Consider the following 16,451-nt stretch of genomic DNA (forward strand, 5'->3'; position numbering starts at 1 on the left):
CAGTGCGCTGCGGGCTACAACACTGCCCCTACTGGGCGGCCCGCTGCAACGAGACGAGCCCGGCCGGGAGCCGATCTCTAGCCGAGACATAGACCGTGCCCCGAGCGGAGTCCACCGAGATTCCGTAGACCTTGTTGCCGAAGGCCGTGCCGGTGTAGTCCTGAATCTTGCTGAGATCCGTGGCCGAGAGGATCAACACGCCGCTGGCCTCGTAGGCGTCACTCTGGTGACCGAGGTACAGCCGCTGGCTGATCGGGTCGACCGCCACCGAACGCAGGTCGGGAGCGGAGACCGTGGCCACCTCGTCAACGACCGTGAGGCTCGTGCCGTCGTAGACCCGTACCGCCGCCGTCGCATTCGTGACGTCTGAATTGCTCAGGTAGAGGCGGTTCGTGCTCGGGTCGTAGGCGATGCCGTGCGAGCGCCAGTTGGCGTCCACCGTGGTGACGGTGGTCGTCAGAGCCCCCGTCGTCGCATCCGCCACATCGAAGCCGGTGCCCCGGGTCGTGCCGAACACACGCCCGCCGACCAGGTCGACGTCGATGCCCCGCACGTTGCCGGAGAACGCGAACGGCCCGCGCACCAGGGTATCGTCGGTGAGATTGAGCACGGCCCACGCCGCCCCGTATGCCACGTAGAGCTCGTTCTTCGCCGTGTCGATGGCCACGTCGCGCACACCTTCGGCCGTGCCACCCGGAATCAGGTGGGTCGCCACGACGGTGTCGGTCTTCGGGTCAATTTCGACGACCCGTGCCGGCCGCTGCTCATTTCCGACGAAGACGTGACCGGTCTTCGAGTCGACGACGGAGCCGACCGGCTTCGTGTCGAGATCAGGGTTGGCCTGCGCTGACGGGATGGCCGCGAGCGCGGTGGGCGTATAGCTGAGACCCGTCGGCACAGTGGGCGGATCCGTCGGCGGGGTCGTCGGCGGGGTAGTCGGGGGTGTGGTGGGCGGAGTTGTCGGCGGGGTCGTCGGCGGAGTCGTCGGGGTGGTCGGCCCGCCGGCCTGTGCTCGCTGACTGACCGTCACCGCGGCGGAGACCATCTCCGATCCAGGCGGGTTCAGACGGAAGTCCCTGTTCGACACGAACACCCGCTGGTGCTCTTCGTCGACCGAGATGCCGTAGCCGTCTTTGCCGTACTTCGGGTCGGCGAGGTCGGCCAACAGGGCCCCGGTGCGCAGGTCGTGCACCGAGAATCCGCCGGAACCGACGGCCGTTCCGGTGTAGCCGACATAGACAAGCCCGTGGGTCGAGTCCACGTCGAGCTGACGCGGGTTTGCCCGGGTCGTCTGCTGCCAGAGCATCGCGAAGTCGTTGTTCGCATCGAACGCCGCGACGTTTGTCGCATCGGGCACGTCGCTGAAGTACGTCGTCGTGACGATGCCGTTGGCCGGGTCGGCCGCGACATAGTAGGCATCCGCGGTGCCGTTGACCACACCAAGCGAGGCGCCGGTGACGGCGTCGAGCACCTCGACGCCGCGCGACGGCACTGCGCCGTAGACGTAGCCCTTGACCGGGTCGACATCGATCGAACGGTTCGATTCGATGAAGGGGAACGGCCCGCGCACGACCTGACCGAAGTCGGCATCCGCAATCGAGACGACCACCCAGTTGCGGTTCTGCTGCCCGACGTAGAGCAGCTTGTTCGCGTCGTCGATGCCGAGGTCACGGATGTTCTCCGGCAGGGTCATCTGGCGCACGACGGTGTCGGTGTCAGGGTTCACCTCGAAGATGGTGCGCGAGTTCTGGTCACCCAGGTAGAGCAGGTCCCGGCTTTCGGAATAGGCGGAACCGGCCGGCAGCTGGGCGTTCGGCTTGCTCACGGATGCGAGGTTGGCAACCGGCGCGTAGTCGAACGTTGCGTCGAGCACGCGCTTGCTGATCGTGACGGCCACCGGAGCCATTTCCGAACCGGGCGGATTCAGCCGGAAGTCACGGTTGGAGACAAAGACCCGCTGGTGCTCCTCGTCGACCGAGATGCCGTAGCCGTCTTTGCCGTAGGACGGATCGGCGAAGTCGCCGCGCACCGCACCCGTTGCCGGGTCGTGCACTGAGAATCCGCCGCTTCCGGCCGTCGTTCCGGTGTAGCCGACGTAGAGCAGGCCGTTCGTCGAGTCGAAGTCGAGCTGACGCGGGTTGGCGCGGCTGGTCTTCTCCCAGAGCGACGCGAAGTCGTGGTCGACATCGAAGGCCTCGATATTGACGGCATCGGCCACATCGCTGAAGTAGGCGGCTGCAACCCGGCCGTTCTCTGGGTCTGCCGCCACGTAGTAGGCGTCGGCGGTTCCACCGACCACACCGATGGATTCACCGGTCTCGGCGTTCAAAACCTCGATACCCCGTGACGGGACGGCGCCATAGACGTAGCCCCGAATGGGGTCGACGTCGATCGAACGGTTCGACTCGATGAAGGGGAACGGGCCGCGCACAACCTGACCGAAGGTGGCATCGGCGATCGAGACGACCACCCAGTTGCGGTTCTGCTGCCCGACATAGAGCAGCTGCTTGTCGTCGTCGATGCCGATGTCGCGGATGTTCTCCGGCAGGGTCATCTGGCGGGTGACCTCATCGGTGTCGGGATTGACCTCGAAGATCTCGCGCGAGTTCTGGTCGCCGAGGTAGAGGCGGTCCTTGTCCTCCGAATAGGCCGACCCGGCGGGGAGCTTCGCGTTCGTCTTGTTCACGGAGGCGATGCTGCCGTCAACCGTGTAGTCGACGGCGTCGCCGGGCTCGCCCGTTCCCGGATTCGGGTTGGGGTCAGGGTTCGGGTTGCAGCCCAGGCACGGGTTCGGGGTTCCCGGGTCGATGACCTGCGGTGCGGTGTCGTCGGTCACCGCTTTGCCGGCATCGTTCTTGACGATGGTGAGCCCGTCGTAGTACTCGCCGTCTGCCGTGCGTGACTCGTAGCGGAGTTCGTCGCCGGAGACATCGATCAGCTGGTAGAGCTCGATGCCGCCGCCGAGCTTGCGCAGGTGGGCATCGTTCTCCGTCCAGAGGCGGGGTCCGGCTCCGGCATACATTTTGGAACCGACGACGGAGACCGCGTAGACGGGGCCGTCGTAGGCGAGGGTGGAGTTCCAGTCGGTCGGGTTGCCCTTCTCGGCGTCGTTCGAGTTGCCGCGACCGTAGTTGTGGTCGTGTCCCTGCAAGACGAGGTCGACGTTGTTTGCTTCGAACAGCGGCAACCAGGCTTCACGGATGGCCCGGTTGTTGCGCCCCTCATCGAGCGAGAACACCGGGTGGTGAAAGAACACCACCGTCCACTTGTTGGGGTTGGTCTCGAGCGTCGTTTTCAGCCACTCGGTCTGCACGGCGAGCGCAGGGGCATCCGTGATGTTGCTGTTCAACGAGATGAACCGCACACCCTGGTAGTCGGTCGAGTAGACGGTGCCGTCGAGCAGCGCGTTGACCTCGGCGGACCCCTTCGGGCCGTTGTCTGGATACTCGAACTGCGCCTGCCACTGCGAGGAGAGCGCGGCGCCCTCGTATTCGTGGTTGCCTGCCGCAGCGAGAAAATTCTGCGTGCCGAAGTTGTAGCCGGCGGCGTCGAAGACCTCTCCCCACTGGGCGTCGTCGTTGGCGTCATCGATCAGGTCGCCGGCCTGCAGCACGATGCTCGCATCGGGACGGTCGCGGAACGCGTTGCGGATGACGCGGGAGGCGTCGGCCTTGATTCCGTTCTGCACATCGCCGAGGTAGATGAACGAGAAGTCCTCCGCCGTGGCCGCAGCCGTGGTGAAGTGCTGCCATTCGCTGAAGTTCGTGCCGTCGCCGACCCGGTACATGTACTGCGTGGCCGGGGTGAGGGCGGTGAATTTCACGCTGTGAAACAGCTCGGTGTAGCCCAGCGTCGTCGACACCGATTCGGTGTCGGACGCCGTGACCGTCTTGTAGTCGGTGCGGTAGGGCTCGGCGGTGGCTTGCCGAATCTGCGCCTGCGCCGTGGTGACCCCGGTGGCGGTGCGCCAGGTGACGGCCTGCGAGGTGGCGAGGTCGCCGGAGGGCGTGAGCACGATGCGGTCGGGGATGCGCGAGGGTCCGTGCTGCACGGCCGGGGTCACAGTCGCCGCCGAGGCGGGGGCAGTGACGCCGATGATCGGTGTGAGCAATGCTCCCGCGAGGGCGGCCACGATGAGCGTGGCCGCCGCCCGCGTGCCGCGTCGCGTGCCGCGCCGCCCGCCGCTCGGTGGGCCGCTGTTCGGGCTACTGCGTGGGCTGCTGCGGAACCATGATGACGAACTCGTCATGGGTTGTCGGCCTTTCCTGGCGTTGTGTTTCAACGGATGTTGCGACTGATCTTGCGACGGCTGCTGCGACGGTTCGTGCGACGGCTGTGACTCATCGGTCGTGTCGGCGCGGATCATGCGCTGTCACCGCGGGTGGCGCGACGTCGACGGGCCAGGATCAGCAGGGTCAGGCCGGCGAGAACGGTGAGTCCCACGAGGGCCATGATCGTTCCGAATTGTGCGACGCCCGTGCTGGCCAGATCACGCACCCCGGTGCTCGCAGAGCCGACCGGAAGCACCGTGACGGAGGCCGTTGCGGTCACCCCCGACTCGAGGCCTCGGGCGATCACCGTGTGGGTGCCGGCCGGAATCCCCGCCGGAATGCGCCCGGTGAAGGTGAAGTTTCCGGACTCGTCGGCGGTCGGGTAGCCGAGGATGACCGGGTCGGAGTGCAGCGTGACCTCCATGTCCTCGTTCGGAGTGAAGCCGGAACCCTTCATCGAGAAGTTGCCGCCGGCCGCGACTCCCGTCGCCGAGAGCTCCAGCGAGCCGGGCGCAGGGGTCGGGGATGCGGTGGGTTCCGTGGTCGGCTCCGTCGTCGGCTCCGTCGTCGGCTTCGGCGTCGCGGTCGGCGTGACCGTCGGCTTCGGCGTCGCGGTCGGTTTCGGAGTCGTCGTCGGCGTGGGCGTCGGCGTCGGGGTCGGGGTCGGGGTCGGGGTGGTCGGCGGAGTAGTCGTCGGGGTGCTCGGCACCGTGACCGGCGGCCGCTCAGGGGCGTTGATCGTCGATCGGCTTGAACCGGGGCCGCTGGCGCGTGCGACCGTCTCGTCGGTGACCAGCTTGGCGCCGGCATCCGTCTTGGTGATCGTGAATGCGTCGAACAGCTCACCGGTGACCTTGCGGCTTTCGACGTGGATTTCGTCGTTCGTCACATCGACCGTCTGGTACATCTGGGTGTCGCGGTTCATGCTGCGCAGGTGGGCGCCGTTGGTGATCCAGTTGTTGCTGGCCGGGTCGTCTGGCACGTACATCTTGGGTCCGGCGACGGTGACCATGTAGACCGGGCCGGTCTGGCTGGTGGCCGGGTCGGCGCCGGCTGGCAGGTTCTGCTCGTTCGCGAAGAGGTTGCCGCGCCCATAGGCGTGGTCGTGGCCCTGCAGCACGAGGTCGACGTTGTGGCGTTCGAAGATCGGCAACCAGGCGTCACGGATGGTCTTGTTGTCGCGGCCACTGGTCACTGAGAACACCGGCTGGTGGAACGATACGACCGACCACTTGTTCGGGTTCTCGGTGAGCACGGCGTCGAGCCAGTTGGTCTGCGCCGTCATGTCGGCGCCGTTGATCTGCGAGGCGTTCAACGAGATGAACCGAACGCCCTGGTAGTCGACGAAGTAGGTGTTCTCGCTGAACTGCGCCTTGATCTCCGGGGTGTCGGCCGGGCCGTTCTCCGGAAACTCGAACTGTGCCTTCCAGTACTTCGTCAGCAGCGGTCCCGGGTAGTACTCGTGGTTTCCCGGGGTGGCCATCACGTTGAGGTACGCGTTCTGAAAGCCGGCGGCCGAGAACCATTCGCCCCATTCGGCATCGGCGATGTCGGTGTCGATGAGGTCGCCGAGGTGCACGACGGCCTTGGCGTAGGGACGCGCCTCGAACGCAGCCCTGAACGAGCGCGATGCATACGACTTGACATCGTTCTGGGCATCGCCCTGCACCAAGAAGCTGAAGGGCGCAGCCGTTGCGGATGCCGTGGCGAACTCGAACCATTCGCTCCAGGTTTCGCCGTCGCCGACTCGGTAGACGTAGCTCGTCGATTCGGCCAGGCCGGTCAGGGTCGCGGTGTGGTACTTGATCGCGTAGCCGAGGTCCGTGGCGATCTGGGTGGTGCTCACGGCTGAGACGGTGGTCGATGCGGTGATCGGGCCGTCGGTCATGGCGGCCAGCTGCACCTGCGGTGCTGTCACGTCGGACGAGGTGCGCCACGACACATTCTGGCTACTCGCCGGCGTCGCACTCGGGGTGAGAATCACCCGGTCGGGCACGGCAGAGGCGAGGTGCACGCTCGCCGGCGCAACCGGGGGCGGAGCGAGACCTCCGGCGGCGAAGGCGATCCCTCCACCCGCGGCGGTCAGCGCCAGTGCGGCGATGACGCCGCCGGCCACTACGGTGTTGCGCTTCTTCGGCGAATTCGCCCAGCGCGTCATCAGATTGCCGATCATCCCGGTGGATGCCCCCTTGGGTGGTGGACGCGGTCGCGTCACGAAGTGTCAGTGGAGCCGCGGCACAGCAATATGACCGGCAGCGCTGTCAACGTAACGCGCGAAATCGGCCCAACGAGGGGTGTTGGTTCAAGCTTTAGAGAGTGTTCAACTCTGGCTCAGCTTGGGGTTTCGGCGTTCACCGGATGACCGTCTCACGGGGGTGACCCGAGTGGGGGTGGGCACGCGATTTGGGCAGGCGACTCCGGGCACGTGCGACTCCAGGAGTGCGGTCAAATGGTCGCTTCGGGGCGAGTCAGAGCGACCATTTGCCCGCACTCGCGGATTGATGCACGCGCGCGGAAGGTTGCACGCGAGCGCGGAGGGAACGAGCGGCTCGAGCAGAACGCGCGACTCAGGCAGCGTCAGGTGGCGTCTGGCGGCGTCTGGCGGCGTCAGGGAGCGTCAGGGAGCGTCAGGGAGCGTCAGGGAGCGTCAGGCAGTTGGGGCCGCGTCGCCGATCAGGCGCTCGAACTCGAGCTTCGTCGTCGCAAGATGGGCGCGCATGGCCTCCCCCGCCGCGTCGGCGTCGTGCCGGGCGATGGCGGCGAGGATCTCCTCGTGCGCCTCATAGCTCGAGTCCTTGACGAACTCGAAACTCATCAGGTCAACCGGGGCGAACATCTTCACCCGCGCGTCTTCGATCGACTGCAGCAGCATCGAGTTGCCGGCGGATGCCGCAATCGCGAGATGGAATGTGGTGTCGGCCAGGCGGGAGTCGTGTTTGGTGCTCGCAGCGAGCAGCTCGGCCTGTGCCTCGTGCATGCGGGCCAGGTCGTCGTCCGATCGGCGCTCGGCGGACATCCGTGCGGCGGCCGACTCGGTGATCGACCGGAACTCGGCCAGGTCGAGGATACTTTCGGCCCGACCGGCCATGTCGAGCTTGATCATCTGCGGGTCGATCAGGGCTTCCTGGATGACGGGGCCACCGGCCGCACCTCGGTGGATGACGACCTGGCCGCTCCCCTCCAAGATGCGCAGCGCCTGCCGCAGGGTCTCCCTGGCGACGCCGAGCTGTGCGGCGAGTTTGCGCTCGGCGGGCAGCCGGTCGCCCGGCCGAATCCGCCCGAGAGTGATCTCGCGGCGCAGATAGTCGACGACGGCCTGGTAGCCAGGGATCGCCCGCACATTGGTTTGGTCAATCTCGACGACGTTGCCGCTATCGGTGCCCATCACAGCTCCACCAGCCATTTCTCACAGGGGCAATCCTGGTTTGTCGGTACCGATGATTCGCTTCCCTGAGAAGAAATCTAGTACGTCGGCGTCACCGTGACCGCCGATTCCGCTGGAGCCGAAGAAGCTTTGCGCCGAGTCGGCGCACAGATCGAGCACGCTGGTGCCGTTGATCTTGATTTCTCCGGCATCGAGCTGGATGCCGACGGCGCGCGCTGTGCTCTCGTCCTGGCCGAAGACGTAGCCGGCCAGTCCGACGTGACCGGCGTTCGCCAGGTCGATGGCGTGGGTGACGCTGTCGGCGGGCTGCACGGTGAGCATGGGCCCGAAGATCTCCAGGTCGAGATCGATGGTGTCGCCCACCACGAGCGTCGGGGCGAAGAACCAGCCGTCCGCGGGGGCCGCGCCGACCTCAATCACGACGCCGCCCGCTGCCCGCAGAGCTTCACGCTGATGCTCCAGTTCGAGCTTGCGTCCTTCGAAGGCGACCGGGCCGAGCTCGGTCTGCTCATCGAGGCTCGATCCAATGCGCAGGGCGGACATCGCCGTGACGAGCGCTTCGACCAGCGGGTCGACGAGTTCGCGGGGCGCGATGACCCGGCGCGGGGCCTCGCACCACTGCCCAGACAGCTTCATCGCCCCGGAGACAATGCTCGCGGCGGCGGCCGACAGGTCGGCATCCTGCAGCACGATCGCTGCGTTGTTGGAGCCGAGTTCGAGCCGGAGGCGCGTGAGGTTCGGGCCGGCCGCCGCGGCGATCGCGCGCCCGGTGGGGGTGGAGCCGGTCATCGAAATCGCCCGAATGCGCGGGTCGCTGACGAGTTGATTGCCCACCGCTGCCCCGCCGAGAACCAGGTTGACGACGCCGGCCGGAAAGCCGAGCTCCGCCGTCGCTGCAGCGATCAGAAGTGCACTCCACGGTGAGGCGGGCGAGGGCTTCATCACGGCCGGCGCTCCCGAAACCAGCGCATAGGCCAGCTTTTTCACCGCCATCGCCGACGGGGCATTCCACGGCATGATCAGCGCGGTGGCGCCCCACGGAACCCGGTGCAGCTGCACCCCGCCCTGCTCGGCGGCCAGAACCGTGTGATCGCCGAGCGCGACGGCCCGGGCAACCGCCGACCTGATCGTGTCGCCGTTGCTGCCGGCAAACAGCCGCGTCACGCTGATCGGCACGCCACTGTTCAGCGCGTCGAGCTCGGCGATCTCGGCGGCCAGCTCATCGAGCCGGTCGGCCAGGGCGAGCAGAAAAGGCGCACGCCCGGCGACACCGAGGCGCAGCCACTCGCCGTCGACGTGCGCCGCGTGCGCCGCAGCGATCGCACGATCGACCTGGGCGGTCGACGACGAACGTGACGGTGCGAGCTGAGCCCCCGTGTTCGGGTCGTGCAGCCACGTGTCGTCGGCCAGTTCGCTCGGTTCGGCCGCTCCGTCGATCCAGGTGGTCAGTTCTGGCAGGTTCATTGAGCTAGATCCGATCGAAGTAGCGGTTGAGGTCCCAGTCGCTCACCGTCGCCTGGTAGACGTTCCACTCATGTTCGAGCAGGATGCGGAAGTGATCGACGGTGTCTGCGCCGTAGGTCTCCTGCACGAACGGCGCCGCGGCGAAGCTCGCCGCAGCCTCGGCCAGATGCATGGGCATCGCCGGGTCGTTCGGCAGCTCGTAGGCGTTGCCCTCGACCATCGCCGGGGGCGTCAACTCACGTTCCAACCCGTCGCGGGCCGAGGCGAGCAGGCCGGTCAGGGTGAGATACGGGTTGGTGTCGGCACCGGGCAGCCGGAACTCGAAGCGCATGTGCTGCGGCTTGTGGCCGACAACGCGCACAGAGACCGAGCGGTTGTCGAGGCCCCAGGTGCGGCCGAAGCCCGCGACATCCGTCGAATTCGACCGGCGGTACGAGTTGATGGTCGGCGCATACCAGGCCATGAAGTCGGGCGTGTGCTCGAGCACGCCGGCGAGCGCATTCAGCATTTTCTGGCTCATATTGTGCTCGGCGGTGTCGCTCCAGAACAGCTTCTCGCCGTTGGCGGAGAGCAGCGAGAAGTGCACGTGGCACGAGGATCCGGGCTGGCCGTTCAGCGGGCGAGCCATGAACGTGGCCGTCATGCCGGCCGCGGCCGACGCATCGCGCACGGCGAGCTTGTAGAGCGAGTGCCGGTCGGCCATCTCGAGCGGATGCCCGTAGGCAAAGGTCATCTCCCACTGCCCGGTGCCCCACTCTGACTGCGCGGCCTCCATCTCGATGCCGCTGGCCAGCAGGTCGGCGCGCAGCTTCTGGAAGAACGGCTCGTAAGTGTTGCCCTCATGGATCATGAAGTCGCTCGGGATGAGCGTCGTCGGCACGAGGTCACGGAAGCCGTTGGTGCGCAGCTCCCGCGAAGAGTTGGCGAAGAGGTAGAACTCCAGCTCGGTGCCGGCCTGCGGGATGAGGCCGAGCTCCTCATACCGGGCGAGCTCCTGCTTGAGCATGACCCGTGGCGACAAGGGCAGCGGCTCGCCGGTCTTCACATCGACCGGGTCGGCCAGGCAGATGGCGACGCCATCGAGCCAGGCCGCGCGGCGCAGCGTGCCGAGGTCGGGCCGCAGAGTGACGTCGGGAACCCCGTTGTGCATGCCGCAGAGCTTGAAGACATTGGCCTCGATCAGTTCGAGCCCTTGCTCGACATCCCAGGCGAACACGCAGGTGCAAACATCGACACCGTTCTCGACGACCCGATCGAAACCTTCGGCGGGAATCCGGCGACCGATCAGCCGCCCCTGCAGATCGGGAGAAGCGACGATGACGGTGCGGATGCCGGCGGCGAGCAGCTCGGACGGCTTCAGCAGGTAGTCGTGAGTCGTCATCGCGTGAGCCAGCCACCGTCGACCGGAAGCTGGATGCCGTCGACGAAGCTCGCCTCGTCGGAGAGCAACCACGACACCGCCGAAGCGACGTCGGCCGGCATGCCGATGCGCGGCACCAGCAAACGGGTCTTCATGAATTCGAATGCCTCGGGGCTGGTGACGCCCTCGAGGTCGAAGAAGTCGGTGGCGATCGGGCCCGGTGCGACGCAGTTGACCCGGATGTTCTTCTCGGCCAGCTCCACGGCGAGGGCCTTGGTCAGCATGGGCACACCACCCTTGCTGGCGTTGTAGTGCGGCTGCGCCGTCGTTCCGCTCGTCACGACGACGAGTGCTTCGACAGTGGAGAGGTTGACGACCGCGCCGCCACCGGATTCGGCGATCAGCTTGGTCACCTCCTGGGCAACGAGCCACTGGCCCTTGAGGTTGATGTCGACAACGAAGTCCCAGGCGTCCTCGGTGAGGTCGGCGAAGGAGTGCGTGGTCACGACACCCGCGTTGTTCACGAGCAGGTGGAGCGAGCCCCAGGCATCCTTCGCCTTCTGCACTGCCGCGGCGATCTGCGCCCGGTCACGCACATCGACCTGCGCAGAGAGCGCGACACCGCCGGCCGCCTCGATGAGCGCAACCGTTGCATCCGCAGAGGCGAGGTTCACATCGGTGACGAGCACGCGGGCACCCTCGGAGGCGAGGCGCAGGGCGGTCTCGCGGCCGATCCCTGACCCGGCACCGGTGATGAATGCGTTCTTGTCTGCGTGTCTCGTGGTCATGCTGCCTCCTCGGCGCCGATGGTGGATCTGGGTGGGTTCTGGGTTGTGGCGCGTGTGCGCACTGTGTCGAGCAGCCAGTCGAAGACGGGGTCGCCGCCGAATACCTCCGGATGCCACTGCACACCGAGCACGGGCAGGCCGGCGAGTTCGAACGATTCGACGACGCCGTCGTCGGCGCGGCCGGTGACGATCACTCCGTCGCCCGGGCGGTCGACGGCCTGGTGGTGAAACGAGTTGACGGTGACGGATGCGCCGTAGAGCGCCGCCGCCGTCGACCCGGCCTCGAGGGTCACGGCGTGCACGCGGTGTGCGCGCGGGTAGGCATACGACGCGTGGGACTGGCCGGAGCCGATCTCGAGGTGCTGGATCAGACTGCCGCCCCTGGCCACGTTGATCAGCTGGGCGCCGCGGCAGATGCCGAGGATCGGCAGGCCGCGTGCCATCGCCGCGTGGAACAGTTCCAGCTCGAAGCGGTCACGGTGCGGGTCGATGGCGGCGGTGTGCGGGCCGGGGGCCGCACCGTACCGGCGAGGGTCGACATCCTCTCCGCCCGAGAAGACGACGGCGTCGAGGTGTTCGACAATCTCCTCTGCGACGCAGTCGAGGGCGACGTGCACCGGCACTCCGCCTGCACGCTGCACCGACGTGGCGTACTCGCTCATGTAGATGTCGAGGGGCGCGTCGGCGAACCCGCGCGGGGCACCGAGCATCTGGCCGGCCCCGCGGCGGCCGCTCAGCCCGATCAGTGGTTTCTTCGTCATTGACTGCTCCTGGTGGCCGAACCGGCCATCGTTGTACTGCACGACCGGATTACTCCTGGTCGAGTTTCTCGGTGATCTGGGCGTAGGCCTCAGGATTGCGCGAGCGCAGGATCAGGGCCTGCGCGATGCCGGTCAGCGGGGCCAGCCCGACGACGGCGATCAGGATGATGCTGAGCACGCCCCAGACCGGCTCGCCTGCCGCGTCGACATCGCCGACGAGGAGCGGAAAGTTGACGGCGATCAGCACGGCCGAGATGGTCAGACCGATGAAGCCGAGCCCGGGGGCGATCAGCGTGCGCCACGGGCTCGTGAGCTTGCGGGTGCGGGCGAAGAAGACGATCACGGAGACGCAGGTGAGCGCCATCAGGATGACGATGGCCAAGGTGCCGATGCCGGCGAACCAGGCAAAGACCTGTTCGGCGCTGAAGCCGACGAGCACGACGATCACGACGCCGACGGCTGCGGTGATCACCTGCACGAGCGAGGCGGCGTGGGGCGAGCCGTGCTTCGCATGCACGCGTCCGATGCGGTCGGGCAGCAGGCGGGCGTTGGCCATCGAGTGGTGGTAGCGGGTCAGCACGTTGTGCAGCGAGAGAACTGCCGCGAACATGCTGCCGAGAAAGAGAACGGCGACCACGAGTGACCCGACCGGGCCGAGGTAGAGCTCGGTCACCCGCGCGACGAACGTGGCCGGGTCGGCCGCTGCCTCAGCGACGACATCGCTCGGACCGAAACCCATGATGAGCGCCCACCCGGCGAAGGCGTAGAACGCGCCGATGACGATGGCAGAGGCATAGGTGGCACGCGGGATGGTGCGGTCGGGGTCGCGGGCTTCGCTGCGGTAGACGACGGTCGATTCGAAGCCGATGAAGCTGGCAATGGCGAACATCAGGCCGAGAGCCGGTGAGCCGGAGAGGATGTGCTCGAGCGAGAACGGGCTGGCCGAGAGCCCCTCGGCCCCACCGGTGATCATGATCACGACGGCGAGCAGCAGCACGATGCCCATCTCGGCCAGCAGCACAACGATGAGCACGCGGGAGCTGAGTTCGATGCGACGGTAGCCGAGCACACCGACGACGGCGATGGAGGCCAGGGTCAGAAGCCACCACGGGATTTCGGGGCCGCCGAGCAGCACGATGCTGGAGCTCAGTGTGCCGCCGAGGTAAGAGAAGACGGCGATCTGCACCGTCGTGTAACAGACCAGCGCGAGGTGGGCGGTGGCCACCCCCGGCACGTGACCGAGGCCATGGCTGACGAAGGTGAAGAAGGAGCCAGAGGTCGGGATGAACTTGCTCATGGAGACCAGGCCGACAGAGAAGAGCAGCAGAATGCCGGTGGCCACGAGGAACATGACCGGAAAGCCGAGCCCGTTGCCGATGAGAAAACCGATCGGAACGATGCCGCCGATGACGGTGAGGGGCGCGGCCGCGGCGATCACCATGAAGGTGATTGCCGTCGCCCCCAGGTTTCCGCGCAGGGTGCGCGCTTCGGATCGAGGGCCGGTATCGCCGTTCAACTGCGTTGTTGTCATGCTCATGGGACTTCCTCAGCTCGGATGATCATGGGGCAAATAGGGAATGGTCCAGAATATAGCCCAATCGCTCCTGTGCGTGCAAGCAGTCACGTGCGAATCCTTGCGAATCCTGCCGAGTGCGGTACAGAAAAGCGCCTCCCCCGACATCCTGGGGTGGATGTCAGGGGAGGCGCGGCCCTCGAATCGCAGGCTGGCGATGGCAGGGGGCGGGGTCTAGCCCATGCCCTCCAGGCTGTCGGTCTCGGTGTTGCCGATGTTCACGATCACCTGGGGAAACTTCTTGGCGAGGTAGACGTACCAGCCGATCGCCGCGAGCATCACCACGAGGAAGATGTACGGGATCACGTTCAGCGGGTAGGCCGGCACCGGGTAGACATTGGCGATGAAGACGTAGATCATGCTGAGCACTGCGACAATGGCCGCGATCCAGACGAGCACGTTCGGAATCTTCTCGCGGCGGGTGTAGATCACGCAGGCGATGGCAACGAGCGAGTAAGCCACCATGTAGCCGTAGGTGCCGAAGGTGTCGACCCAGACCGTGATGTCCATCGGCGCAACCCCTGCCGCCAGCATGATGATGTCGAGCAGGATCGCGGCAGGGCCGGCGACGAGCAGCACGCGGTGCGGCGTGAGGTGACGGTCGTGGGTGCGGCCGAAGCTCTCGTTGACGACGCCTTCCTTGCCCATCACATAAATGATGCGTCCGACGACGTTGAGCGGTGCGACGACAACGGCGAAGAAGGATGCGCCGACACCGAAGGTCAGGATCGGAGCGAACCAGCTCGGCATGCCGATCGTGGTGGAGATGTCTTCCAGCGGGCTGGCGCTCGTGGCCAGGCTGTCACCGAGCACGACGACCTGCGTGTAGGCGGCGAAAACGTAGAGCACGCCCACGGCAACCGCGCTCCACATGATGGCGCGGGGAATCGCGACGTAGGGGTTCTTCGCCTCGCGACCGAGCGCATCCGCTGAGGAGAAGCCGACGAAGCCGAGGATACCGAGCACCATTCCCGCTGCGACGCCCGAGATCGGGGCGTCGGTGAAGGAGAACTGCGACGGATCCCAGGCGTTCGGGCCCGCCCAGACCAGCGCGAGCACCAGCAGCACGAGAATGACCGCAACCGAGAGCAGTTCGAGCACGAGCGAGATGCGGGCCGACAGGCGGATGCCGCGGATGGTGAACAGCGTGGCGAGCCCGCCGAGCACGATGGCGAGCGCGATCTTGGCGAGCACTCCGCTGGCAGGGAGGCCGATCAGCACGAGGAACTGGCTCATGTACGCAACCGAGCCGCCGAGCGAACCCGCAGCGATGCCCCAGCAGCCGATGATGAGCGCGACGCCGGCCAGATAGGCGCCGAACGGACCGAGGCCCTTCGACACGTAGGTGTAGAGCGAGCCGGCGGAGGCGTGCCGCTTCGCGAAGGTGGCGACCGTGTAGCCGACGCAGAGGATGACGATCGTCGCGAGGATGATCGAGAGCAGCGTGCCGCGGCCTGCGCCGACGAAGATGGCTGCTGCGGTGAAGGCGACGACCGCGGTGGGTGCGATGTTGGCGATGGCCTGAGCAGCGAGCTCAGGACCGCTCATCACGCCGCGGCGCAATCCGGCGTCGGTGGGTGGCTGATCGGCCTGCTTGGTCGCTGTTCGAGTGGTTGTAGACATTGACGAACTCTCCTGTGAGTCGTGAAGGGGTGGGAAAGACTGACGCGCGGGGAAGCGCGTGAGCGGATGCGGATGCGTCGGGGAACGCCCGCGGCTTAGGGGATGAGCAGGGTGCGCAGCGCGCCGCCGAACTCGAGGTCTTCGAAGGCCTCGGCGGCCTCCGCGAGGGGGCGACGCCCGGAAACGAGCGGGTCGAGCTTGAGCTGGCCGTCCATGTAGCGGTCGACGAGCGCTGGAATGTCGATCGAGGGGCGCACACTGCCGTAGTTGGAACCGAGGATGCGCTGGTCGGCTTCGGCCAGAACGAGCGGCTCGAACGAGGCGCGGGCTCCGGTCGGAGGGAGGCCCACGATCACTGCCGCGCCGCCGAGGCCGAGCATCTGAATGGCCTGCTCGGTGGTGGAGGTGCGCCCGATCGCGTCGAACGCGTAGTCGACGCCATCCGGGATGAGTTCGTAGAGTGCGGCGACGGCATCCGTCTGCGAGGCGTCGATGCTGTCGGTCGCGCCGAATTGCGCGGCAAGAGCGGTCTTGTCGGCGTTCACGTCGATGGCGACGATGCGCTCGGCACCGGCGAGCTTGGCGCCCTGCACGACGTTGAGGCCGACACCGCCGCAGCCGATCACCACGACGGTCGAGCCTGGCTCGACGGCCGCGGTGTTGAGCACAGCGCCGACACCGGTCGCGACGGCGCAGCCAACGAGGGCGACCACGTCAAGCGGAGCATCGTCGCGCACCTTGACGGCGCCGGAGGCCGGAACGACAACCTCTTCGGCGAACGACGAGACGCCGAGGTAGTGGTGAATCGGGTCGCCGTCGATCGACAGGCGGGAGGTGCCGTCGAAGAGCACTCCGAGCGGGGCAACGACGGTGGCCACCTTCTGGCAGCGGGCCTCGTGACCGGAACGGCAGTAGCGACATTCGCCACACGGCGGAACCCAGGAGAGCACGACGTGGTCCCCGACTGCCAGCGAGGTGACGCCCTCGCCGAGTTCGACCACGACGCCGGAACCCTCGTGACCCATCACGAGCGGAGCCGGGGCATCCCACTCGCCGCGCTTGACGTGCAGATCGGAGTGGCAGACGCCGGCGGCGGCGATCTTGACGCGCACCTCTCCGGCCTTCGGGGCGGCGAGTTCGACGTCGATGTACTCAAGGGGCGCACCGGGCGAGCGGAAGACAACGGCCTTCATGAAATCCTCCTGGGATTGAAAAGCGGGATACGC

The 16,451-nt window shown here is 66.8% G+C and carries 10 protein-coding genes; all 10 read right to left on the bottom strand.

The genetic code is table 11. The features are described 5' to 3' along the window. Positions 1-28: 28 nt before the first annotated feature. The 10 genes from ABD791_RS09770 to ABD791_RS09815 all read right to left on the bottom strand — a co-directional run bounded on the left by ABD791_RS09770 (position 29) and on the right by ABD791_RS09815 (position 16,418). Positions 29-4,249, bottom strand: a complete 4,221-nt coding sequence (locus ABD791_RS09770; RefSeq protein WP_345065542.1) for a metallophosphoesterase — start codon at positions 4,247-4,249, stop codon at positions 29-31. Positions 4,250-4,362: 113 nt separating this feature from the next. Further along, positions 4,363-6,486 (bottom strand): purple acid phosphatase family protein, encoded by a 2,124-nt coding sequence (locus tag ABD791_RS09775; protein ID WP_345065545.1) that lies wholly within the window; start codon positions 6,484-6,486, stop codon positions 4,363-4,365. A 432-nt stretch (positions 6,487-6,918) separates the two neighbouring features. Beyond that, positions 6,919-7,656: a FadR/GntR family transcriptional regulator gene (locus ABD791_RS09780; RefSeq protein WP_345065548.1), complete on the bottom strand. Its 738-nt coding sequence runs from the start codon at positions 7,654-7,656 to the stop codon at positions 6,919-6,921. Positions 7,657-7,677: 21 nt separating this feature from the next. Further along, complete coding sequence (locus tag ABD791_RS09785; protein ID WP_345065551.1) at positions 7,678-9,120, bottom strand: aldehyde dehydrogenase family protein; 1,443 nt, start codon at positions 9,118-9,120, stop codon at positions 7,678-7,680. Positions 9,121-9,124: 4 nt separating this feature from the next. Then, positions 9,125-10,501 carry a glutamine synthetase family protein gene (locus tag ABD791_RS09790; RefSeq protein WP_345065554.1) on the bottom strand — a complete coding sequence of 459 codons (1,377 nt, stop codon included), beginning with the start codon at positions 10,499-10,501 and terminating at the stop codon, positions 9,125-9,127. After that, on the bottom strand, positions 10,498-11,268 hold the full coding sequence (locus tag ABD791_RS09795; RefSeq protein ID WP_345065557.1) for an SDR family NAD(P)-dependent oxidoreductase: 771 nt from the start codon (positions 11,266-11,268) through the stop codon (positions 10,498-10,500). The genes ABD791_RS09790 and ABD791_RS09795 overlap by 4 nt, the downstream gene beginning before the upstream one ends. Beyond that, on the bottom strand, positions 11,265-12,029 hold the full coding sequence (locus ABD791_RS09800) for a gamma-glutamyl-gamma-aminobutyrate hydrolase family protein (protein WP_345065560.1): 765 nt from the start codon (positions 12,027-12,029) through the stop codon (positions 11,265-11,267). The genes ABD791_RS09795 and ABD791_RS09800 overlap by 4 nt, the downstream gene beginning before the upstream one ends. Before the next feature lie 49 nt (positions 12,030-12,078). After that, the gene (locus ABD791_RS09805; RefSeq protein ID WP_345065563.1) at positions 12,079-13,566 is read right to left on the bottom strand and encodes an APC family permease; all 1,488 of its coding nucleotides are present in this window, start codon (positions 13,564-13,566) and stop codon (positions 12,079-12,081) included. Positions 13,567-13,776: 210 nt separating this feature from the next. Then, positions 13,777-15,225 carry an APC family permease gene (locus tag ABD791_RS09810; RefSeq protein WP_345065565.1) on the bottom strand — a complete coding sequence of 483 codons (1,449 nt, stop codon included), beginning with the start codon at positions 15,223-15,225 and terminating at the stop codon, positions 13,777-13,779. 95 nt (positions 15,226-15,320) lie between these two features. After that, complete coding sequence (locus ABD791_RS09815) at positions 15,321-16,418, bottom strand: alcohol dehydrogenase catalytic domain-containing protein (protein WP_345065568.1); 1,098 nt, start codon at positions 16,416-16,418, stop codon at positions 15,321-15,323. Between the last annotated feature and the right edge of the window lie 33 nt (positions 16,419-16,451).

Source organism: Glaciibacter kafniensis (genome assembly GCF_039538945.1).
Lineage (GTDB): Bacteria > Actinomycetota > Actinomycetes > Actinomycetales > Microbacteriaceae > Cryobacterium > Cryobacterium kafniensis.